The organism is Mesorhizobium sp. M0815 (assembly GCF_040319995.1).
Classification (GTDB): domain Bacteria; phylum Pseudomonadota; class Alphaproteobacteria; order Rhizobiales; family Rhizobiaceae; genus Mesorhizobium.
In genome coordinates, this window is record NZ_JAMYOU010000003.1 from 335,493 (window position 1) to 352,729 (window position 17,237).

The following is a 17,237-nucleotide window of genomic DNA, read 5'->3' on the forward strand; positions in this document are numbered from 1 at the left end:
TCAGGAATCGGCGTAACAGCCTGGAAACACTGCGATCCTGAGCGGTGTCATGGCGACCGATCAGCCGATGAAGCGGCGTCTACAAAATAGAGACGCCGGCGTGGCGGAAGCGATAGAATAGCTTCTGCCGGCGCTTGATGCGGATCGAGGCTGGCCGGCGGATCGGTCGGGAACCTTTTGTCGGCCGATGCATCCAATATCCCGATGAGAAGCCTATCAGGAGATCGCCAATGCCGGCTGTGTTGACGGCAACGTCCGCCGCTTCCGGCGACATGCAGCTTGTCGGCCGCGCGCTGGCACGCGATGGCGATGCATTCCGCACCATCATCAAGACGCACAACCAGAGGCTCTACCGCATCGCCCGCGGCGTTGTGCGCAACGACAGCGAGGCCGAGGACATCGTCCAGGAGGCCTATGTCAGGGCGTTTGCCCACCTCGAGGCCTTTCGTGGCGATGCCTCGCTCGCTACGTGGCTGTCGCGTATCGTCATCAACGAAGCGCTCGGCCGCTTGCGCAAAAGGCGGCGAATGGTGGCGATACCTGAAAATCCGCAAGCCGAAATCATCCGGTTTCCCCTCAACCCGAGCGACGATCCGGAGCGGACGATGGCGCAACGGCAGATCCTTGAGCTTGTCGAACGGGCAACCGACAGTCTTCCCGATGTCTACCGGCTGGTGTTCGTGGCGCGAGTCATCGAGGGGCTGAGCATCGAGGAGACCGGCGAACTGCTTGGCGTGCGACCAGAAACCATCAAGACCCGGCTGCACCGCGCTCGTGCGCTGGTGCGCAAGGCGCTGGACGACCAGATCGGCCCGGTGCTGCTCGACGCGTTTCCGTTCGCGGGCCGGCGCTGTGAACGGCTGACCAATGCCGTGATGCAGCGGCTTGGTCTTTCCGGATAGGTCGCGTCGATTTTCGCGGGAACGTTTTCCGGCGACCTGCATCCAATGAGCATCACTGAAAACGAAGCCCGATGCAGCTCGGCGTCGGGGCGAAGGAGAGCATCATGTTTATTCGATCGACCACGGCACTGGCCGCATTTTTCCTGCTTAGCGCAGCGCCCTTGTCGCAAGCTGCCGACAAGCCGACCGATCCGCAGATCGCACATATCGCCTACACAGCGGGCGTGCTTGACGTCGAGGTGGCCAAGCAGGCGCTGCAGAAATCGAAAAACAAAGAGGTCGTAGATTTCGCCAAGGACATGGTGCGGGATCACGAGGCCGTCAACAAACAGGCTCTCGACCTGGTCAAGAAGCTCAAGGTCACGCCTGAGGACAATCCGACCAGCAAAGCGCTGACCAAGGCGGCGGCCGAGGAACGTGCCAAGCTTGCCAAGCTCAAGGGCGCGGCGTTCGACAAGGCCTATGTCGCCAGCGAGGTGGCCTACCACAAGCAGGTCAATGGCGCGCTCGAAACTCTGCTGATCCCGTCGGCCGGCAATGCCGAGCTGAAGAGCCTGCTGGAAACCGGCCTGAAAATATTCCAGGGCCACGAACAGCACGCCGAACACGTCGCCGGTATGCTGAAGTGAGGATCGGGCCAATGGTGTCGAGGCGGCATCTGTGGGTTGCGCTGGCGCTGACCATCGGCGCCGCACCTGCCAAGGCCGAAACCATTGAGGTGACGATCGACAAGGTTGTGTTTTCGCCCGGAAACATCGAGGCGAAGGTCGGCGACACGATCAAGTGGGTGAACAAGGACGTGTTCGCCCACACGGCAACCGTCAACGGCGGCTGGGAAGTGATGATCCCGCCGAAGCAGGCAGCAAGCCTGATGGTGAAGAAGGCCGAATCGGTCGATTATTTCTGCCGCTTCCATCCCAATATGAAGGGCCATGTGACGGTGACATCGCCCTGACTGGCTAATGCCTGTCGCGCAAAAGTGTGCAGCGGTTTTGCGATAACGACATGCATAAAACAAGAGCCTAAAGCGCGTCGCATGAGGCCGGTCGAACGCGACGTGCTTTTAGGCCGCCAGCCATGCCGTCCCGACAAGAAGCGTGACCAGCGTCAATGGCAGGCCAACCTTGAAGAAGGCGATGAAGCCCAGCGGCTTGCCGGAGACCCGCGCGTGCTCGGCAACGATCAGATTGGCGACCGAGCCGAGCAGCGTGAAATTGCCGGCCAGGGTCGAGCTCATGGCGACGACCAGCCAGGCACGCTCTGGATTCTCCAGGCCGGGTATGAACGGCCGCAGCGCCAGCACGGCCGGAACGTTGCTCATGATGTTGGACAGCACTGCGGTGAAGCCGGACAGCCGCCAGACATCATTCAGCCCAAGGTCCTTTGCCGAAGCGACGATGTCGGGCGTCAGCAATGTCTTTTCGGCACCGGCGACGACGATGAACAGCCCGGCGAACATGAACAGCAGCGGCCCGTCGATCTCGCGATAGATGCGCTCAGGCTTGATGGCGCGGGTCAGCAACAGAATCGCACCGCCAATCAGCGCCGCCTTGGCTACGGGAACGCCGGCAAAGAAAGCGACCGCCAAACCGATACAGACGACCACCGCCTTGAGCACCTGCCCCGGCAGCATGCGGCCGCGATAGACTTCGGGGCTGAGCTCGGCCTTGCGCGAAAATTCGGCGCGGTAGACGATGCGGATGATGACGATGACGGCGAAGAGGCCGAACGCCGCGACCGGTGCAAGTGCCGCCGAGAAGGCCGGATAGGAAATCCCCGACAGGGCGCCGATGACCATGTTCTGCGGATTGCCGGTGATGGTGGCGACACTGCCGCAATTCGAGGCCGTGGCGGTGGCGATCAGATAGGGAACCGGGTTGCGGTTGATGACGCGGGTGACATGGACGACGATCGGCGCCATGACCAGGCAGATGGCGTCGTTGACCAGGAATGCCGACAGGACGCCGGTCAACAGCGTCACCATCACCAGCAGCATGAATGGCGCATGCGCATGCTCAATGGCGAACCCGCCGAGCGCGCGAAAAGCGCCGGACACTTTCAGATGCGCCACGACGATCATCATGCCGAGCAAAAGCGTGATGGTGTCGAAGCTGATGGCGCGGTAGGCGTCCTCCATGCTGAGCGCGCCGATGGCGATCATCGCCGCACCGCCGAGCAGCGCGATGCCTGCCCGGTCGAGGCGCAGCCCTGGTATCCTGCCGACCGCGACGCCGGCATAGGTCAGGACAAGGATCAGCAGTGCCGCCGCACCCATCGCTGTCATGTTTCGGAAATCCTGTTCGCGACTGGCGAGTGAACCTGTCCGGAATGGACCTGAATTGTTTGGCGATCCCGACAGGATTCGAACCTGTGACCATCGGCTTAGAAGGCCGGTGCTCTATCCAGCTGAGCTACGGGACCGCTGGCCGGCCGCATGACCGGCTGATTGTTGGGCGCCGGCAGGGCCGGCATAGGATCAATGCGTCCAGGGCGTCCTGCGGTCATAGCGGAAATTCTCCGCATAGGAAATCTGGCGGCGTTTGATTTCCTTCGGCTCCTCGACGCGGAAAGCCAGCCCTTCCTTCTCGGCATAGGCGACCGCCTCTTCCCTGGTGTCGAAGGTCAGCCTGATCTGGCTTCGCATGTCGCCGGACGTGGTGTAGCCCATCAGCGGATCGATCTTCTTGCGCTGCTCCGGATCGAATTCCAGCACCCAATAGCCGGTCTTGGCCTTGCCGGACTGCATCGCGGTTTTGGCTGGGCTGAAAATGCGGGCTGACATGACCACCTCATTGCTGGTTGCAAGCACATGACCCGAGACCAGATTACTGTTCTCTGGCCATGCACTAGCCCGTCATTACTGCGCAATGCCGCCGGCAGCAAGGCCGATGGCTTTTTAGCTTGCTTTGGCGGGCCGAAATCACTAGGCAACAGACCGTTCGGAGTGTAGCGCAGCCTGGTAGCGCATCTGGTTTGGGACCAGAGGGTCGGGAGTTCGAATCTCTCCACTCCGACCATTCATCAAGCAAATCTCGTCGGCAGGGCAAGCGGATCACGCTCGAGCGTGTCTCCCTGTCGCCGGTCATGCTTAAGCGACGGACGGACAGCACGAGCCTGCGCTGCCCGTCCGATATGGAAGATGTCAGCCCTGGATGAAGGCCAGCAGATCCGGATTGATGATCTCCGGATGGGTGGTGCACATGCCGTGCGGCAGGCCCTTGTAGACCTTGAGCGTGCCGTGCTTCACCAGCTTGGCCGCAAGCAGCGCGGAATCGGCGATCGGCACGATCTGGTCGTCGTCGCCATGCATGATCAGGACGGGAACCTCGATCTTTTTGAGATCGTCGGTGAAATCGGTCTCCGAGAATGCCTTGATGCAGTCGTAATGGGCCTTGGCTCCGCCCATCATGCCCTGGCGCCACCAATTGTCGACGGCGCCTTGCGAGACCTTGGCGCCGTCGCGGTTGAAGCCATAGAACGGGCCGGCCGGCACATCCCTGTAGAACTGGGCGCGGTTAGCGGCCAGAGCCGCGCGAAAGCCGTCGAAGACTTCGATCGGCAAGCCGCCGGGGTTGCTGTCGGTCTTGACCATAATCGGCGGCACGGCGCCAATCAGCACCGCCTTGGCAACACGGCCGCCGCCGCCATAAAGCGCGACGTAACGCGCCACCTCGCCGCCACCTGTCGAGTGGCCGATGTGGATCGCATCCCTGAGATCGAGATGCGCCGCCAGCGCCGCGACGTCGGCAGCGTAGGTATCCATGTCGTTGCCGGTCGCGGTCTGCGACGAGCGGCCGTGCCCGCGGCGGTCATGGGCGATGACGCGGTAGCCCTTTTCGAGGAAGAACAGCATCTGGTTGTCCCAGTCGTCTGAGCTCAGCGGCCAGCCGTGATGGAACACGATCGGCTGGCCCTTGCCCCAATCCTTGTAGAAAACCTCGGTGCCGTCATGGGTGGTGAATGTGCTCATCGTCCTACTCCTTGATGGAAAAGTTGGCGGGTAACAGGGAAGCTTTTAGCCCCCTTCAGCTGGACAAATTATAACAGTGCGGTCAGGGTGAGCATTGGCAAAACGGACATTCAACGTGGCAAAACTGACAAATGACGGCTGCGCGTGATCTGATCGAAATCGGCCTTGTCTTGTATCCCGGCGTGCAGGAAGCAGCCGTGCTCGGCCTGACCGATCTTTTCATGCTGGCAAACCGGCTGGCTGTCGAGCGGTCGCCGGAGGCGGCGACGCTTCGCGTCAGCCATTGGCGGCTGCAGGAGGCGAGCCCAACGGTTATCCGCACCTTCGACAGCGGGTCCGGTGCTGGCCATGGACCTGCCATGGTCATCTTGCCCCCGACCCTAGGTGATCCGATTCCGCGCGAGGCGGCAGCACGCTATGCCGGGTGGCTCAGGGACCGCCACATGGCAGGGGCGACGCTCGGTTCGGTCTGCGCCGGCGCCTTCGTGCTTGCCGAGACCGGCCTGTTGTCCGGCCGTGCGGCGACGACGCACTGGGCCTATCGCGACGCGCTGGCGCTACGCTTTCCAGACATCCTGCTCGACGCCGACAGGCTGGTCATCGACGATGGCGATATCATCACCGCCGGCGGCTACATGGCCTGGACCGACCTTGGCCTCAAGCTGGTGGACAGGGTGCTCGGGTCAGCCGTCATGATGGACACGGCCCGTTTCATGCTGGTCGATCCGCCGGGCCGCGAGCAACGTTTTTACAGCCCGTTTGCGCCGCGACTGACCCATGGCGACGAAGCGATTCTCAAGGTGCAGCACTGGCTGCAGGCGAACGGCGCGCGTGACGTGACGCTTGGCGCCATGGCCGAGCATGCCGGACTGGAGGAGCGGACTTTCCTACGCAGGTTCCGCAACGCCACCGGCCTCAAGCCGACCGAATATTGTCAGCACCTGCGGGTCGGCAAGGCGCGCGAGATGCTGGAAACCACGATGCGATCGATCGACCAGATCGCCTGGGAGGTCGGCTATGACGATCCCGGCTCGTTCCGCAAAGTATTCGCCAGGATAACCGGATTGGTGCCCGGCGACTATCGCAAGCGCTTTGGCACGGAACGAGCTGTGATTGTGGGTGGAGAGAGCTGAGGCCCGGCCGCCGCGCAATGGCGCTATCGATTCGATGCTGCCAAAGGCAAGCTCGCCGGGAAGAGAACCCCAACCACCCCATCTCCCGGCGAGCCTACTTACCTGATTGATACGCAATCAGGACCGGGATCAGCCGGCAAGCTCCTTGCTGCAAGACGGATGCCAGCTTTTGTTCCCGAAATGGGACAGTGGCTGAACTGGAATCGTCAAATCTCGAACTCGCCCTGCCCTTCGTCCATGGCGCTGACCGTCTCGGCTGCGAGCGCTCGCGTTATCGGCGTCTTGCGCTCGAGCGCGGTGCGGTCGAGCCGTTCGACCACCCGCATGGCGGTGGCCAGCGAGCGTTCGATGCGGCGCACCAGGTATTGCACGACATGCGGCTCGACCTCGACCTGGCGGTCGGCGAACAGTTTTGTGATGACGCCGGCCAGCAAGAGATCGTCGGGCTCGTGGATCTCGACGGTAGCCGCCGCCTTGAGCCGCGACGCCAGGTCGGGCAGCCTGACGCCCCAGGCGGAGGGAAAGCGGCGCGCCGTCAACAGTAAGGTCGAGCCGGCGCCGCGCACCGCATTGATCAGGTGGAACAGGCCGTGCTCGTCGACCGGGCCGGCGTCGACATCGTCGATCAGGGCCGGATGCGCGCCGAGATTTTCGATACAGTCGCCGATGCGGGCGGCCTCCACTTTCACCGCGTCGGCGCGGGTCCGCCAGATCGAGGCCAGATGGGTTTTTCCCGAGCCGGCCGGCCCAGCCAGCACGACAACCGGCGACGGCCAGTCCGGCCAGCGGTCGACAAGCGCCGCGGCCTGGCTGTTGGTGGCGGAGACGACGAGCTCGTCACGCGAATAGCCGGTGCCGTGGCCTAGATCGAGCGGCAATTGGCGCGGCGGATCGATCTTGTTGTCCGGCATCTGGCTCAACCGCGCGCGCCCCCGCGGCGCCGAACCGGCAGCGGCGGCACCGGCTCGTCGGCATGGCCCTTGTAGAGCGGCGATTCGAGATAGCGCGCGATGGCGAAACGCACCAGAACGGCAACGGCGGCGGAAGCCGGAACGGCGATCAGCAGGCCGACGAAGCCGAACAGCGCGCCGAAGGCAAACAGCGCAAACATCAGCCATACCGGATGCAGGCCGACGCTTTTGCCGACTAACCGCGGCTGCAGGATGTTGCCCTCGATGAACTGGCCGACGAAGAACACGCCTGCCACTGCCGCGATCATGGTCCAGTCCGGCCAGAACTGGACGAAGGCAACGCCGACAGCCAGCACCAGCCCGGTCAGCGAGCCGACATAGGGGATGAACGAGATCAGCCCGGCGAACAGGCCGATGAGGATGCCGAAATTCAGGCCCGTCAGCGTCAGGCCGGTGGCATACATGGCGCCGAGCACCAGGCAGAGCGTACCCTGGCCGCGCACGAAGCCGGCGGTCGCGGTGTTGATGTCCCTGGCGATCGCCCGGACCGTCTTGACATAGTCGCGCGGCACCCAGCCGTCGACGATTGCCACCATGCGGTCCCAGTCGAGCAGCATGTAGAAGGCGACGACCGGCGTCACCACGAACAGGCTGACAACCGAGACCAGCGCCACGCCGGAGCTCCAGATCGAGGTGAAGACCGTAGTCAGGAGACCGAAGCCGGAGGTCAGCAGCGAGTTCAGCCCTTCGCGCAGGCCATTGGCGTCGACGCCGAATTTCTCTTCCAGCCATTTCGGGTCGAAACTGGTGATCAGGCTCTGCAGCCGGGTCAGATAGTCCGGCAGCTTGCTGGCGAAATCAGCCATCTGCGAGGCGAGCACCGGAACCAGGATGACGACGGCCAGCACCAGGACGACGATAAAGGCGATGAGGATGACCACCGTCGCCATCAGCCTGGACAGGCCGAGACGCTCCAGCCGGTCGGCGACAGGGTCGAGGAAATAGGCGAGCACCATGCCGGCGACGAAGGGCAGAAGGATGCCGCTGAAGACATAGAGGAAGACGGCGAGGATGATGGCGCTGACCAGCCAGAAGCGGATCTGGCGGCGAAACGACGCCGATGCCGCAGCCTCCGCTGCCGCGGCTTCGGCCTCGGCGTCGATCGACCGTTCGTCGGGTCCCTGGTGTTCAGGTGCCCCGCGTTCAGGTGCCGGGTGTGGAGCCTTCGCCATAGCCGCTCATATGCCTCAGCCAAGCCACGAGATAGGCCGCGGCCGAAGCCACGGTCAAGACCCCGGACAGCAATATGAGGGCCGGCCTCAGCGGATCGAGACGGATGTCAAAGGCGAGTTCGCCCAACACCACTGCCGCCAGCACGATCTGGATCGCGGTGTTGGCCTTCGACACCAGGAGCGGCTTCATCTCAACCGGATGCGCCATGACGGTGGACAAAAGCACGGCGCAGACGATCAGCGCGTCGCGCGACACCATGGTGATGACCAGCCATAGCGGCAACTCGCCGCTGATGCCCATGACCACGAAGACGGAGACCAGCAGCAGCTTGTCGGCCATCGGGTCGAGATAGGCGCCGAGCCTGGAAAACTGATTGAAATGGCGGGCGATGAAGCCGTCGACGCCGTCGGAAATGCCGGCAATGAGGAAGCCGGCAAAGGCCCAGTCCCAGCGTTCCTGCAGCATGGCCAGCACCACGGCCGGCACCAGCACGAAGCGCATGATCGTGATCATGTTGGGGATGGTCAAACGCATTATCCCGTCGCTCTTGTTTGTCGATACATGATGGAGATGGAGGGTCACGGCAAGTGAGAAGCGACAAAAGTTGGGCCGTGCACGGGTTTGTCGAGAGCGCACTGGCCGCGAAGCTATTTTGGAACAAGCGGCGCAGTGGCTGGACTCTTCGGCAACCATCAAGGCACCATGGCGCAACAAAGAGGGAGTGGAACCTTGTCTTTGGCCGTTGGCGAAGCGCGTAAGTATCTCGATACGTTCATGATGGGACATGGCTTTCGCCGCATCCGGAAAGGCGTCTTCGAAGTCGACCGGAGCGACGATATTAGCCTGATTCTCGAAGAAGCCTTTACTGCAAGCTCTGGCGATGTTCATGTGAACATGCTCGTTTACCTGGACTTTCTTACCGTCAGGCCGTTGCTTGAAAGGCTGTACGGCAAAAAATGGATCTGGCCCGGACTGTCGCAGTTTCATCCCGAAACGATATTTAACAATGAGCTGAAAGCTTATGGTCGTTACTTCGAGAACCTTGACCAGACGAGCATAGATAGGTTGCTGGGGAAATATGTCGAGCTGGCGCGACGGATCAGGGCTCAGAATCCGGACCTCGCCAGTTACGTCGCCGGACATAGCGAGCTGCTCGACAAACCTTACGAATTCACACAGCCCTTCGCCGTTCGGATCCTCGCGCTGATTGCCTGCGAAATCGAACTTGGGCACTACGAGCGGGTGAGGCAGGCTGTGCACTGGATTCGAACGAACAATAGCGGAATAGCGCTGAGCGGCTACGCCAAGGCACAACTCGACCGCGTCGACATGGTTCTGGCGGAACGAGAGGGACGTCCATAAGGGCGGCAGCTTGGGCGACTGTCCACTCTTTTGTCGAGCCAAGACAGTCTGATCCCGCCGTCATCCTTGCGAGGTGCGGCCGTTCATGCGAAGAGCCCGGGAAAGCAATAGCTTATTTTCCCTACTGCTGAATGACGATGGCGCAGAGAATCACAATCGCTTGGCGAGTAACGCTTTGCTATCTGGCCGGACTGACAGAAAGTCTGCTGGCTTTCGCATCTTTCGGAGCCCCGCACCGCAACATAGCGACGCAAGATCTTCTGTGGGCCTTCGCTCTTGAGCTGGCCGTGGGCGTGGTCGTCTCTTGGCCCCTCTGGCTGACGGCTGCGGTCGTGGCGTTTCTGTTCGCGAGGTCGGTCGTTGCAAATCCAGGTCTGTGGGCTGCCGCGGCGGCTTTGGTCGCCGCCGGCTTCTCGTATGGAATCCTGCCCTTCGACGGTGAAATCAGGTCTCTTGCCACCGTCGGTGGCCTCGCCGCAATTCTGGCGGGGATTTCTTTTTACTGTTGGAGTATATCGCGCCCGGTTCCGCCGGTATCCAACTGAAAACACCATCATCGCGCGCTTGCCTTGCGGGGCAAAACCGTTCATGCGAAGAGCCCGCAAGCGAATGAAACCAGCGACAGGCAAGCGCAACAGATGAGCAGGCGCCGGAAATGAGCAAGCGCAAGAACGGGCTCACCTATGCCGAAGCGGGCGTCGACATCGATGCCGGCAATCTCATGGTCGAGAAGATCAAGCCGCTGGTGCGTGCGACCCGCCGGCCGGGCGCCGATGGCGAGATCGGCGGCTTCGGCGGCCTGTTCGACCTAAAGGCCGCCGGCTTCACCGATCCGGTGCTGGTCGCCGCCAATGACGGCGTCGGCACCAAGCTGAAGATCGCCATAGACGCCGGCAAGCACGATACGATCGGCATCGACCTCGTCGCCATGTGCGTCAACGACATCGTCGTGCAAGGCGCCGAGCCGCTGTTCTTCCTCGACTATTTCGCCACCGGCAAGCTCGATCCCGACCAGGGTGCTTCGATCGTCGGTGGTATCGCCGCCGGCTGCCGGCAGGCCGGCTGCGCGCTGATCGGTGGCGAGACGGCGGAAATGCCGGGCATGTATCACGACAAGGACTACGACCTTGCCGGCTTTGCAGTTGGTGCCGCCGAACGCGGCCAGCTGTTGCCGACCGACGACATCGTCGAGGGCGACGTGCTGCTCGGCCTTGCCTCGTCGGGCCTGCATTCGAACGGCTTTTCGCTGGTCCGCCGCATCGTCGCGATAAGCGGCCTTGGCTGGGGCGATCCGGCGCCGTTCAATGACGAGGCGACACTGGCCGAGGCGCTGCTCGAGCCGACGCGCATCTACGTCAAGTCGATCCTCAAGGCGATCCGCAACACGCATGGCATCAAGGCGCTGGCCCATATCACCGGCGGCGGCTTTCCCGAAAACATCCCGCGCGTTCTGCCCAAGGATTTTTCGGCCGAGCTCGATCTCGGCGCCATCGAGGTGCCACCGGTGTTTTCGTGGCTGGCCAAGACCGGCGGCGTCGCGCCGGAAGAGATGATGCGCACCTTCAATTGCGGCATCGGCATGATCCTGGTCGTCGCCTCCGGTCAGGCGGCGCAGGTCGCCGCCGTTCTGCAGGAGGCCGGCGAGACGGTGACGCCGATCGGCCAGATCGTGCCGCGCCGCGATGCCGGCGTCATCTATCGGGGCTCGATCGGCCTATGACCAGAAAACGCACCGTAGTGCTTATTTCGGGGCGCGGCTCCAACATGACGGCGCTGATCGCGGCCGCCGGCAGCCCGGCCTATCCTGCCGAGATCGTCGGCGTCATCTCCGATCGCGCCAATGCCGCCGGCCTCGGCATCGCCGCGGCTCGCGGCATCGCCACCAAGGTGATTTCGCGCTCCGATTATGCCAGCAAGGAAGCGCATGACGGGGCGATCGATGCGGCCCTCTTGTCGTTCGGCGCCGAAATCGTCGCGCTGGCCGGCTATATGCGCATCCTCGGCGCGCGTTTCGTCGAGAAGTGGCAGGGCCGGATGGTCAATATCCACCCTGCCCTGCTGCCTGCCTTCAAGGGGCTGGATACGCACGCGCGAGCCATCCGCGCAGGCATGCGCATCCATGGCTGCACAGTGCATTTCGTCACGCTCGACATGGATGACGGGCCGATCATCGCCCAGGCCGCAGTGCCGGTGATGGTCGGCGACAATGAGGACACGCTGGCCGCGCGCGTGCTCAAGGCCGAGCACCAGCTCTATCCGCTGGCGCTGGGCCTGGTCGCCGAAGGCAAGGCGCGGATGGAAGGCGGCCGCACGGTGTTTTCGCGCTTCGCCGACGATGCCGACAATGCCACGTCGGTGGTGATCGCGCCCGACCCGCTGCGCGAAGAGACCGATCTCGAGCACCTGGCGCGGATAACGCCGTGAGGGTCCGTAGAAAAAGCCAATAAATCGTCGGGGTCGGCAGAAACAGACCAATGGACGTTTTCGACAGCGCGATCCGCACAAAAGGTGATCTCGCCGGCGTCTTCGAGTATGACGAGGCGGACGATCCGAACAGTGCCACGGCATATTTCTATCTTTGTCGAACCGAGGACGGGCGGGCCGATTCTGTCATCGAAGCAATTCACATTCGATCGGGCGATTGGGCTATCACTGAAGCAGACATTTCGGTCAGATGGGATAAAGATGAACGGCGCGTAGGCCTGTTCATCTTTGGTGTGCTTTGGGCGAGTTTTGATACCGCCATGGGCACAAAGCATGGCGGCGGATATGGGAAAGACTTTCAGCCGGACATCCCTTGGACTTGAATTGAAACCATGATGCAATTGCTGCTCCTGCGTCACGCTAAGTCGAGTTGGGACGATCCTGGCCTCATCGATTTCGACCGGCCGCTGTCCGGGCGCGGGCGGAAAGCAGCGCCGCTGGTCGGGCGCGAACTGACCCGGCGCGGCTGGCTGCCGGAGCTGGCGCTGGTGTCGCCGGCGCTGCGCACCCGCGACACATGGCGGCTGGTTTCGGCGGAATTGCCGGCGAAGGTGCAGGCCAAATTTGCCCAGGCGCTCTACGAGGCAGCGGCGGCGGACATCCTCGCCAAGGTGCGGCAAGTAAAGGCGGAGACCGGAACGCTGCTGGTGCTTGGCCACAATCCCGGGTTGGAGGAGTTCGCGCGCGGGCTTGCCGGGGCTGGATCGGATGAAGCGGCGCTGAAAAAGCTGGCGGAAAAATTCCCGACCGCGGCCCTGGCTCGGTTCGACGTCGATGGCGATTGGGCCGGTCTCACCTTCGGCAGCGCCCGACTGACGCACTGCATTTGGCCGAAGGATCTGCGTTAGGGATTTACCAACAGGCCGGGGGAAAAACCGCCGATCCCTCGACCGACCGAGCTTCGCACAAACAAGAGCGGCGGGCCAAGCCCGCCGTTCTTTGTGCTCCCGGGGTTTGAGGAACTAGCGGCCCCAGTTGCCCCGGCCAGATTGGGGCACTACGGGCTGATCCGTGCCGAACCGGGTCGTCGCCCCGGTGTCGACGGCGTTGTGCTCAGCCGTCAGCGGCTTGCGGATGGAACCGGTAAACCCGCTGTCGATAGCGCCGACAGGCGCATTGCCAACAGGCGCGGCCGGCTGGTTGGCACCGTCCGAACCATAGTGGTCGCTGCCGGCAAAGGCGCTGCCCGTGGCGGTGAGGACGATAGCGGCGATGGTAAGAGCAATCTTGGTCATTTCGGGTACTCCAGTGTGCTGGTCATTCGTGAGTTGTCGTTGCTTTCGACGCATTCGAGATGAGAGCGCTGCCCGCGCCGACGAATACGCATCGGCTTTTCCGACGTGCACGTTGCTGGACGATTTCAGCAACCGAGATTGTGGCTACAGATGAAACCTGCAATTCAAAGTATTCGATTGGCGCAGGATTCGATCCAGCGCTCGTCCCGGCTGATACGCGAAAGGAAGAGTAGCGGGCCGAGCCCGCCGCTCTTTGTGTTCCGGGGCTGTGATAATCAGCGGCCCCAGATGCCTTGGCCGGATTCAGGCGCCACCGACTCGGAAGTCGTCTTGGCACCGGTATGCTCGGAAGTAACCGGCTTGCGGATCGAGCCGGTGAACGTGTTGTCAACGTTGGCAGCAGGAGCGGCCGGCTGGTTGACGTTGTCTGAGCCATAATGGTCGCTGCCGGCAAAAGCAGTGCCGGTGGCAACGAGGATGGCGCCGGCGGTAAGAGCGATCTTGGTCATTTCAGGTACTCCGGTAGTTCTTTGGTCTGTCCGTCAAGTGGCGTGCCTTGGGAAGAATTCGCGTCGCTCGGACCGCCCCGAGATGGGTCCGCAAGCTTGTCGTTTCCAATCACAAAAATTTTGTACAGGTGCGCCAAATTGGCCGCTTGAAATTCGACATGCGGCTCCTTTCGCCACAATGTTCTTATTTCTTTTCAATTGGTTATGCGGTTATTGGTGATTTTCAGCGCGAACATTCTGTGAGCCGGCGTTCACCCATTCCTGTATCCTCTGTCAACAGAACCGAACCGTTCGGTTCGAACTATTTTACGTTTGGCTGGATCAGCGCTTCAGAGCCTCGATCGACATGCCTGCCGACCGATCAATGCCCAGTAAAAATCACGCTGCCAGCTCAGCGCCAGCGGTGTCATGCTTGGGCCGCGCGCTGGCCAGAAGCACCACGGGGCAGTTGCAGGCGGCTAAAACAGCGCCGGCGGTTTCGCCGAAGAACAGGTCCTCACCCGGACGTTGGGTGACACCCATCACGACGATCGCCGCGCCTTTGGCCGCCTCCCTAGTGATCGCCTTGTCGGGTGTGACGCGGGTATGGAACGCGGTGTCGATATGCAGGCCGTAGCGGCCCGCCAAGTCGGCGATGTCTTTCAGGACGGCCTCTTCGCGGCTATGCGACACCGATGTCGACCTGCGGCCCTTGGCTGCCCTTTGCGAGACGTAGAGAACCTTGATCCGCGCCCGGTTTGGACGGGCCAGCGCCAGCGCCAAGTCGGCGGCGCGACGCGCCACCTGGGTTCCGTTGACGGGGACGAGAATGCTGGTGCCGGCCTTCAGCGTCGGCATCTTTTCGGCTGCATTGCCGCCGTTCAGGACCAGGCAAAGTGGGCCGTCAAATCCTGCGGCAATGCCGTTGAGGGCCGGCGCGAAGGCGCCATCGGCGGTCAGCACATTGTCGAGGCCGACCAGCAGCAGGCCGTATCCCTTGCGGGCCTCTTCGGCGATCGTCTCACCGGTGGCTTCCAACTCGGTGCGGGCCGTCAGGTGGACTTTGCCGACAAGCGTATCTTCGATCCGTTTCACCGCTTGGGCGCTTTTCTTTGCACCCTTCTTGATTTCCTGCAGGGCGCGCTCCTGTCCCTTGCTGTCGCTCGGCCTGTCAATTCGGCCGTCTTTCGGCTGAAGCAAGGTGGTGGGCAGGCGAAGCAAGGTGGTGGGCATGCCGCTGCCTCCGCCGACCAGTCCGGCGAGATGGGCAGTGAACTTGCCGATCCTGCTGTCGTCGACCAGCACCAGCAGCCGCTCCAGCCTGGAAACGAAGCCGTATTCGTCCAACGCCTCGCGCTCGACACGCTGCTGCTCGTCGTGCCCCACCGGCAGCCGGCCGAGCGCCCAGCGCAGCATCGGCGGCATGGCCAGCGTGGTGATCACGGCCATGGTGACGATCATGGTGAAGAGATTGTGCGACAGGATGTTCATCGACAGGCCGATGCTGGCGACGATCACCTCGGTCGAGCCGCGCGCGTTCATGGCGCTGCCGACGGCGATTGCTTCCTTGAACGACATGGCGGCGAGCCTGGCGCCGATGAACGCGCCGCCAAACTTGCCGATGCTGGCGATAACCACAAGAGCGCCCGTCAGCATGGCAAGCGTCGGATCGGCGAGCACTGTGAGATCGGCGGAAAGCCCCGCCATGCCGAAGAAGATCGGCATGAACAGCGCAGTGATGACGCCGCGCAGCTGGCCTTCGATATGGCTGGAGAGGATGGGCGATTCACCGACAAGAATGCCGGCGACGAACGCACCCAGGACGGTATGCACGCCTATCATATTGGTGATCAGCGCCATCACGCCCATGATGATGAGGATCATGGTGATCACCGCGAACTCGCTGTGGAATTGATCGTTGGTCCAACGGATCAAGGTGAAGACAAGACGGCGGCCAATGGTGAAGGAGAACACCATGAATAGTGCCACCGCGGCGATGGTGGTCACCAGCGGCGCGAACTGCAACCTGCCATTGGTGGCGATGCCGAAGGTTACGGCGATGATAAGCCAGCCGATCGTGTCCTCGATGATCGCCGAGGAAATAATCACCTGTCCGAGGTTGCGGCGCATGAAGTTCATCTCGCGCACCACCATGGCGACGATCTTGACCGACGAGATCGACAGCGCGGTGCCCAGGAACAGCCCGGCGACGGTGCGTTGCGTGGCGTCAGACAGCAATGCGCCCGGCAGGAACTGCGCCAGCGCGAAACCGCAGATGAAGGGCACCACGACGCCGGTCGCCGAAATGGAAAAACAGGCCGCGCCAACCCGGCGCACCAGCCGCAGGTCCGTTTCCATGCCGGTCAGCAAAAGCAGCATCAGGATGCCGAGCTGTGAGACGGCGTCGATCATGCCCTTTTGCGCAGGATCGCTGGGAAAGATCAGGTGCTGAGCCGATGGCCATAGCCAGCCGAACAGCGAAGGACCGAGCAGGATGCCGCCGATCAGTTGGCCCATGATTGCCGGCTGGCCATAGCGCTGCAGCACTTCGCCCAGGCCGCGCCCGACAAGCAGCAGCAGGACGATCTCGGCAACGAAAGCGCCTTCGCCCGAACCGCCCATTCCCGAAGCCTTGGTTCCGGCAACAAGCGTCTCCGCCGCCCGGGCCGCGCCTGCGGGGGCGAAAGCGCAAACCAACAGCGCCAGGCTGGAACGTGTCGGAGCCTGCCAAGCCATGAAACCCCCATCGCCCAATGCACCTGCCCCACAACGCGCGACAATGAGTTGCGTTGCTAGACAGGGCATTGCTAGACGTGGACGTCACCGAAGGAGAGTTCGCCGTCGTCGCTCTCCGTCAGGTAGGCTGCCATCAGCAGGCCGGCATAGAGGACGGCGACCAGCACGACGATGGCGCCACCAGGAACTGGACCCAGCGCAGCACTGGCGACGGCCTCACGCATCGACCCGACGAAGCCGATGCGGACGCCTTCGTTTAAGAGGCTGGGGGTCGACAGTTTGAGGATCCAGGCCAGCAGCAGGATCAGCAGCATATAGATGTAATTCCGACGCAGGCGGCGCGCCAAAGCCACGCGTTGCGAAATCAGGAATTTTGGTGCGCGCAGGCTCTCGCCGACGATCAACAGCCAATCGGACGCAAAATCCGGCTGCGGTGAGAATACCTGTGCGAAATAGTGCCGTTCGAACTGGCGCACGCGAGCCCGATAAAAGTCGAAGAAGCGGTATCGCCGCGCCTCGATCCACAGCAGCAGCAGAACAAGCAGCATGGCAAACAGCAGCACGCCATGGTGAGCGCTGGCTGTCGAAAGCGAGACGGACAGCATCGCCGCGACAACCGTTATCGCCCAGTTGCTCGTCCGGTCCAGGCGGTCGCGCCACCCAGCCATGCGCGCAATCTCGGCGCGATGGAAGTGGGACATCGTGGTTACGAGTTCGCCGGACGAAAGCGTTCGCCCGATGGGGTCCGGCGCCGCCAACGCTTCTGCCATGACCATGCCTCCA

General features: G+C 62.5%; 20 protein-coding genes and 2 tRNA genes. 10 read left to right on the forward strand and 12 right to left on the reverse strand.

Translation table 11 applies throughout. The features are described 5' to 3' along the window. The first annotated feature begins 230 nt into the window (after positions 1 to 230). The 3 genes from NKI01_RS06650 (at position 231) to NKI01_RS06660 (ending at position 1,857) form a co-directional block, all read left to right on the forward strand. The gene (locus tag NKI01_RS06650; RefSeq protein ID WP_023719752.1) at positions 231 to 902 is read left to right on the forward strand and encodes an RNA polymerase sigma factor; all 672 of its coding nucleotides are present in this window, start codon (positions 231 to 233) and stop codon (positions 900 to 902) included. 104 nt (positions 903 to 1,006) lie between these two features. Beyond that, positions 1,007 to 1,531 carry a DUF4142 domain-containing protein gene (locus NKI01_RS06655; RefSeq protein ID WP_352962335.1) on the forward strand — a complete coding sequence of 175 codons (525 nt, stop codon included), beginning with the start codon at positions 1,007 to 1,009 and terminating at the stop codon, positions 1,529 to 1,531. An 11-nt stretch (positions 1,532 to 1,542) separates the two neighbouring features. Beyond that, positions 1,543 to 1,857 (forward strand): cupredoxin domain-containing protein, encoded by a 315-nt coding sequence (locus NKI01_RS06660; RefSeq protein ID WP_352481771.1) that lies wholly within the window; start codon positions 1,543 to 1,545, stop codon positions 1,855 to 1,857. Between the two features lie 108 nt (positions 1,858 to 1,965). Here the strand turns inward: NKI01_RS06660 and NKI01_RS06665 are convergent, their stop codons facing one another. From NKI01_RS06665 to NKI01_RS06675, 3 genes are all read right to left on the reverse strand, one after another. Further along, positions 1,966 to 3,186: an anion transporter gene (locus tag NKI01_RS06665; protein ID WP_352962336.1), complete on the reverse strand. Its 1,221-nt coding sequence runs from the start codon at positions 3,184 to 3,186 to the stop codon at positions 1,966 to 1,968. Positions 3,187 to 3,246: 60 nt separating this feature from the next. Further along, a tRNA-Arg gene (locus NKI01_RS06670) sits at positions 3,247 to 3,323 on the reverse strand. A gap of 55 nt (positions 3,324 to 3,378) precedes the next feature. Next, on the reverse strand, positions 3,379 to 3,684 hold the full coding sequence (locus NKI01_RS06675) for an ETC complex I subunit (protein WP_023677641.1): 306 nt from the start codon (positions 3,682 to 3,684) through the stop codon (positions 3,379 to 3,381). 158 nt (positions 3,685 to 3,842) lie between these two features. Between NKI01_RS06675 and NKI01_RS06680 the strand changes: the two genes are divergently transcribed. Further along, positions 3,843 to 3,919 (forward strand) — tRNA-Pro (locus tag NKI01_RS06680). 125 nt (positions 3,920 to 4,044) lie between these two features. On the opposite strand, the gene NKI01_RS06685 is transcribed toward NKI01_RS06680, so the two are convergent. Continuing rightward, on the reverse strand, positions 4,045 to 4,872 hold the full coding sequence (locus tag NKI01_RS06685; protein ID WP_352962337.1) for an alpha/beta fold hydrolase: 828 nt from the start codon (positions 4,870 to 4,872) through the stop codon (positions 4,045 to 4,047). A 131-nt stretch (positions 4,873 to 5,003) separates the two neighbouring features. Between NKI01_RS06685 and NKI01_RS06690 the strand changes: the two genes are divergently transcribed. Continuing rightward, positions 5,004 to 6,005 carry a GlxA family transcriptional regulator gene (locus tag NKI01_RS06690; RefSeq protein ID WP_352962339.1) on the forward strand — a complete coding sequence of 334 codons (1,002 nt, stop codon included), beginning with the start codon at positions 5,004 to 5,006 and terminating at the stop codon, positions 6,003 to 6,005. 206 nt (positions 6,006 to 6,211) lie between these two features. Here the strand turns inward: NKI01_RS06690 and hdaA are convergent, their stop codons facing one another. Genes hdaA through NKI01_RS06705 form a run of 3 tightly spaced genes read right to left on the reverse strand, consistent with a single transcriptional unit; the run spans position 6,212 to position 8,677 of the window. After that, complete coding sequence (gene hdaA / locus NKI01_RS06695; RefSeq protein WP_023719758.1) at positions 6,212 to 6,916, reverse strand: DnaA regulatory inactivator HdaA; 705 nt, start codon at positions 6,914 to 6,916, stop codon at positions 6,212 to 6,214. Between the two features lie 5 nt (positions 6,917 to 6,921). Next, positions 6,922 to 8,148: an AI-2E family transporter gene (locus NKI01_RS06700; protein ID WP_023719759.1), complete on the reverse strand. Its 1,227-nt coding sequence runs from the start codon at positions 8,146 to 8,148 to the stop codon at positions 6,922 to 6,924. Continuing rightward, on the reverse strand, positions 8,120 to 8,677 hold the full coding sequence (locus NKI01_RS06705) for a CDP-alcohol phosphatidyltransferase family protein (RefSeq protein WP_023719760.1): 558 nt from the start codon (positions 8,675 to 8,677) through the stop codon (positions 8,120 to 8,122). Before NKI01_RS06705 ends, NKI01_RS06700 begins: the two co-directional genes overlap by 29 nt. 141 nt (positions 8,678 to 8,818) lie before the next feature. Here NKI01_RS06705 and NKI01_RS06710 point away from each other — a divergent pair, with 141 nt between their 5' ends. After that, positions 8,819 to 9,511 carry a hypothetical protein gene (locus NKI01_RS06710; RefSeq protein ID WP_023719761.1) on the forward strand — a complete coding sequence of 231 codons (693 nt, stop codon included), beginning with the start codon at positions 8,819 to 8,821 and terminating at the stop codon, positions 9,509 to 9,511. A gap of 83 nt (positions 9,512 to 9,594) precedes the next feature. On the opposite strand, the gene NKI01_RS06715 is transcribed toward NKI01_RS06710, so the two are convergent. Then, positions 9,595 to 10,101, reverse strand: coding sequence for a hypothetical protein (locus tag NKI01_RS06715; protein ID WP_156948088.1), 507 nt, complete (start codon positions 10,099 to 10,101; stop codon positions 9,595 to 9,597). Between the two features lie 65 nt (positions 10,102 to 10,166). Here NKI01_RS06715 and purM point away from each other — a divergent pair, with 65 nt between their 5' ends. The 4 genes from purM to NKI01_RS06735 are packed head-to-tail and all read left to right on the forward strand — an operon-like array spanning position 10,167 to position 12,843. Further along, complete coding sequence (purM, locus tag NKI01_RS06720; protein ID WP_023719763.1) at positions 10,167 to 11,231, forward strand: phosphoribosylformylglycinamidine cyclo-ligase; 1,065 nt, start codon at positions 10,167 to 10,169, stop codon at positions 11,229 to 11,231. Next, on the forward strand, positions 11,228 to 11,935 hold the full coding sequence (gene purN, locus NKI01_RS06725) for a phosphoribosylglycinamide formyltransferase (protein ID WP_023719764.1): 708 nt from the start codon (positions 11,228 to 11,230) through the stop codon (positions 11,933 to 11,935). Before purM ends, purN begins: the two co-directional genes overlap by 4 nt. A gap of 50 nt (positions 11,936 to 11,985) precedes the next feature. Beyond that, positions 11,986 to 12,318, forward strand: a complete 333-nt coding sequence (locus tag NKI01_RS06730; RefSeq protein WP_352481778.1) for a hypothetical protein — start codon at positions 11,986 to 11,988, stop codon at positions 12,316 to 12,318. Between the two features lie 9 nt (positions 12,319 to 12,327). Continuing rightward, positions 12,328 to 12,843, forward strand: a complete 516-nt coding sequence (locus tag NKI01_RS06735; protein ID WP_023719766.1) for a SixA phosphatase family protein — start codon at positions 12,328 to 12,330, stop codon at positions 12,841 to 12,843. A 114-nt stretch (positions 12,844 to 12,957) separates the two neighbouring features. Here the strand turns inward: NKI01_RS06735 and NKI01_RS06740 are convergent, their stop codons facing one another. The 4 genes from NKI01_RS06740 to NKI01_RS06755 all read right to left on the reverse strand — a co-directional run bounded on the left by NKI01_RS06740 (position 12,958) and on the right by NKI01_RS06755 (position 17,224). Next, complete coding sequence (locus NKI01_RS06740; RefSeq protein ID WP_352481779.1) at positions 12,958 to 13,230, reverse strand: DUF680 domain-containing protein; 273 nt, start codon at positions 13,228 to 13,230, stop codon at positions 12,958 to 12,960. A 275-nt stretch (positions 13,231 to 13,505) separates the two neighbouring features. Beyond that, a complete protein-coding gene (locus tag NKI01_RS06745; protein WP_352588599.1) occupies positions 13,506 to 13,739 on the reverse strand; it encodes a DUF680 domain-containing protein in 234 nt (77 codons plus the stop codon). 378 nt (positions 13,740 to 14,117) lie between these two features. Further along, complete coding sequence (locus NKI01_RS06750; protein ID WP_502899422.1) at positions 14,118 to 16,340, reverse strand: cation:proton antiporter domain-containing protein; 2,223 nt, start codon at positions 16,338 to 16,340, stop codon at positions 14,118 to 14,120. Between the two features lie 185 nt (positions 16,341 to 16,525). Beyond that, positions 16,526 to 17,224, reverse strand: coding sequence for a DUF2270 domain-containing protein (locus tag NKI01_RS06755; RefSeq protein ID WP_023719770.1), 699 nt, complete (start codon positions 17,222 to 17,224; stop codon positions 16,526 to 16,528). Positions 17,225 to 17,237 lie beyond the last annotated feature (13 nt).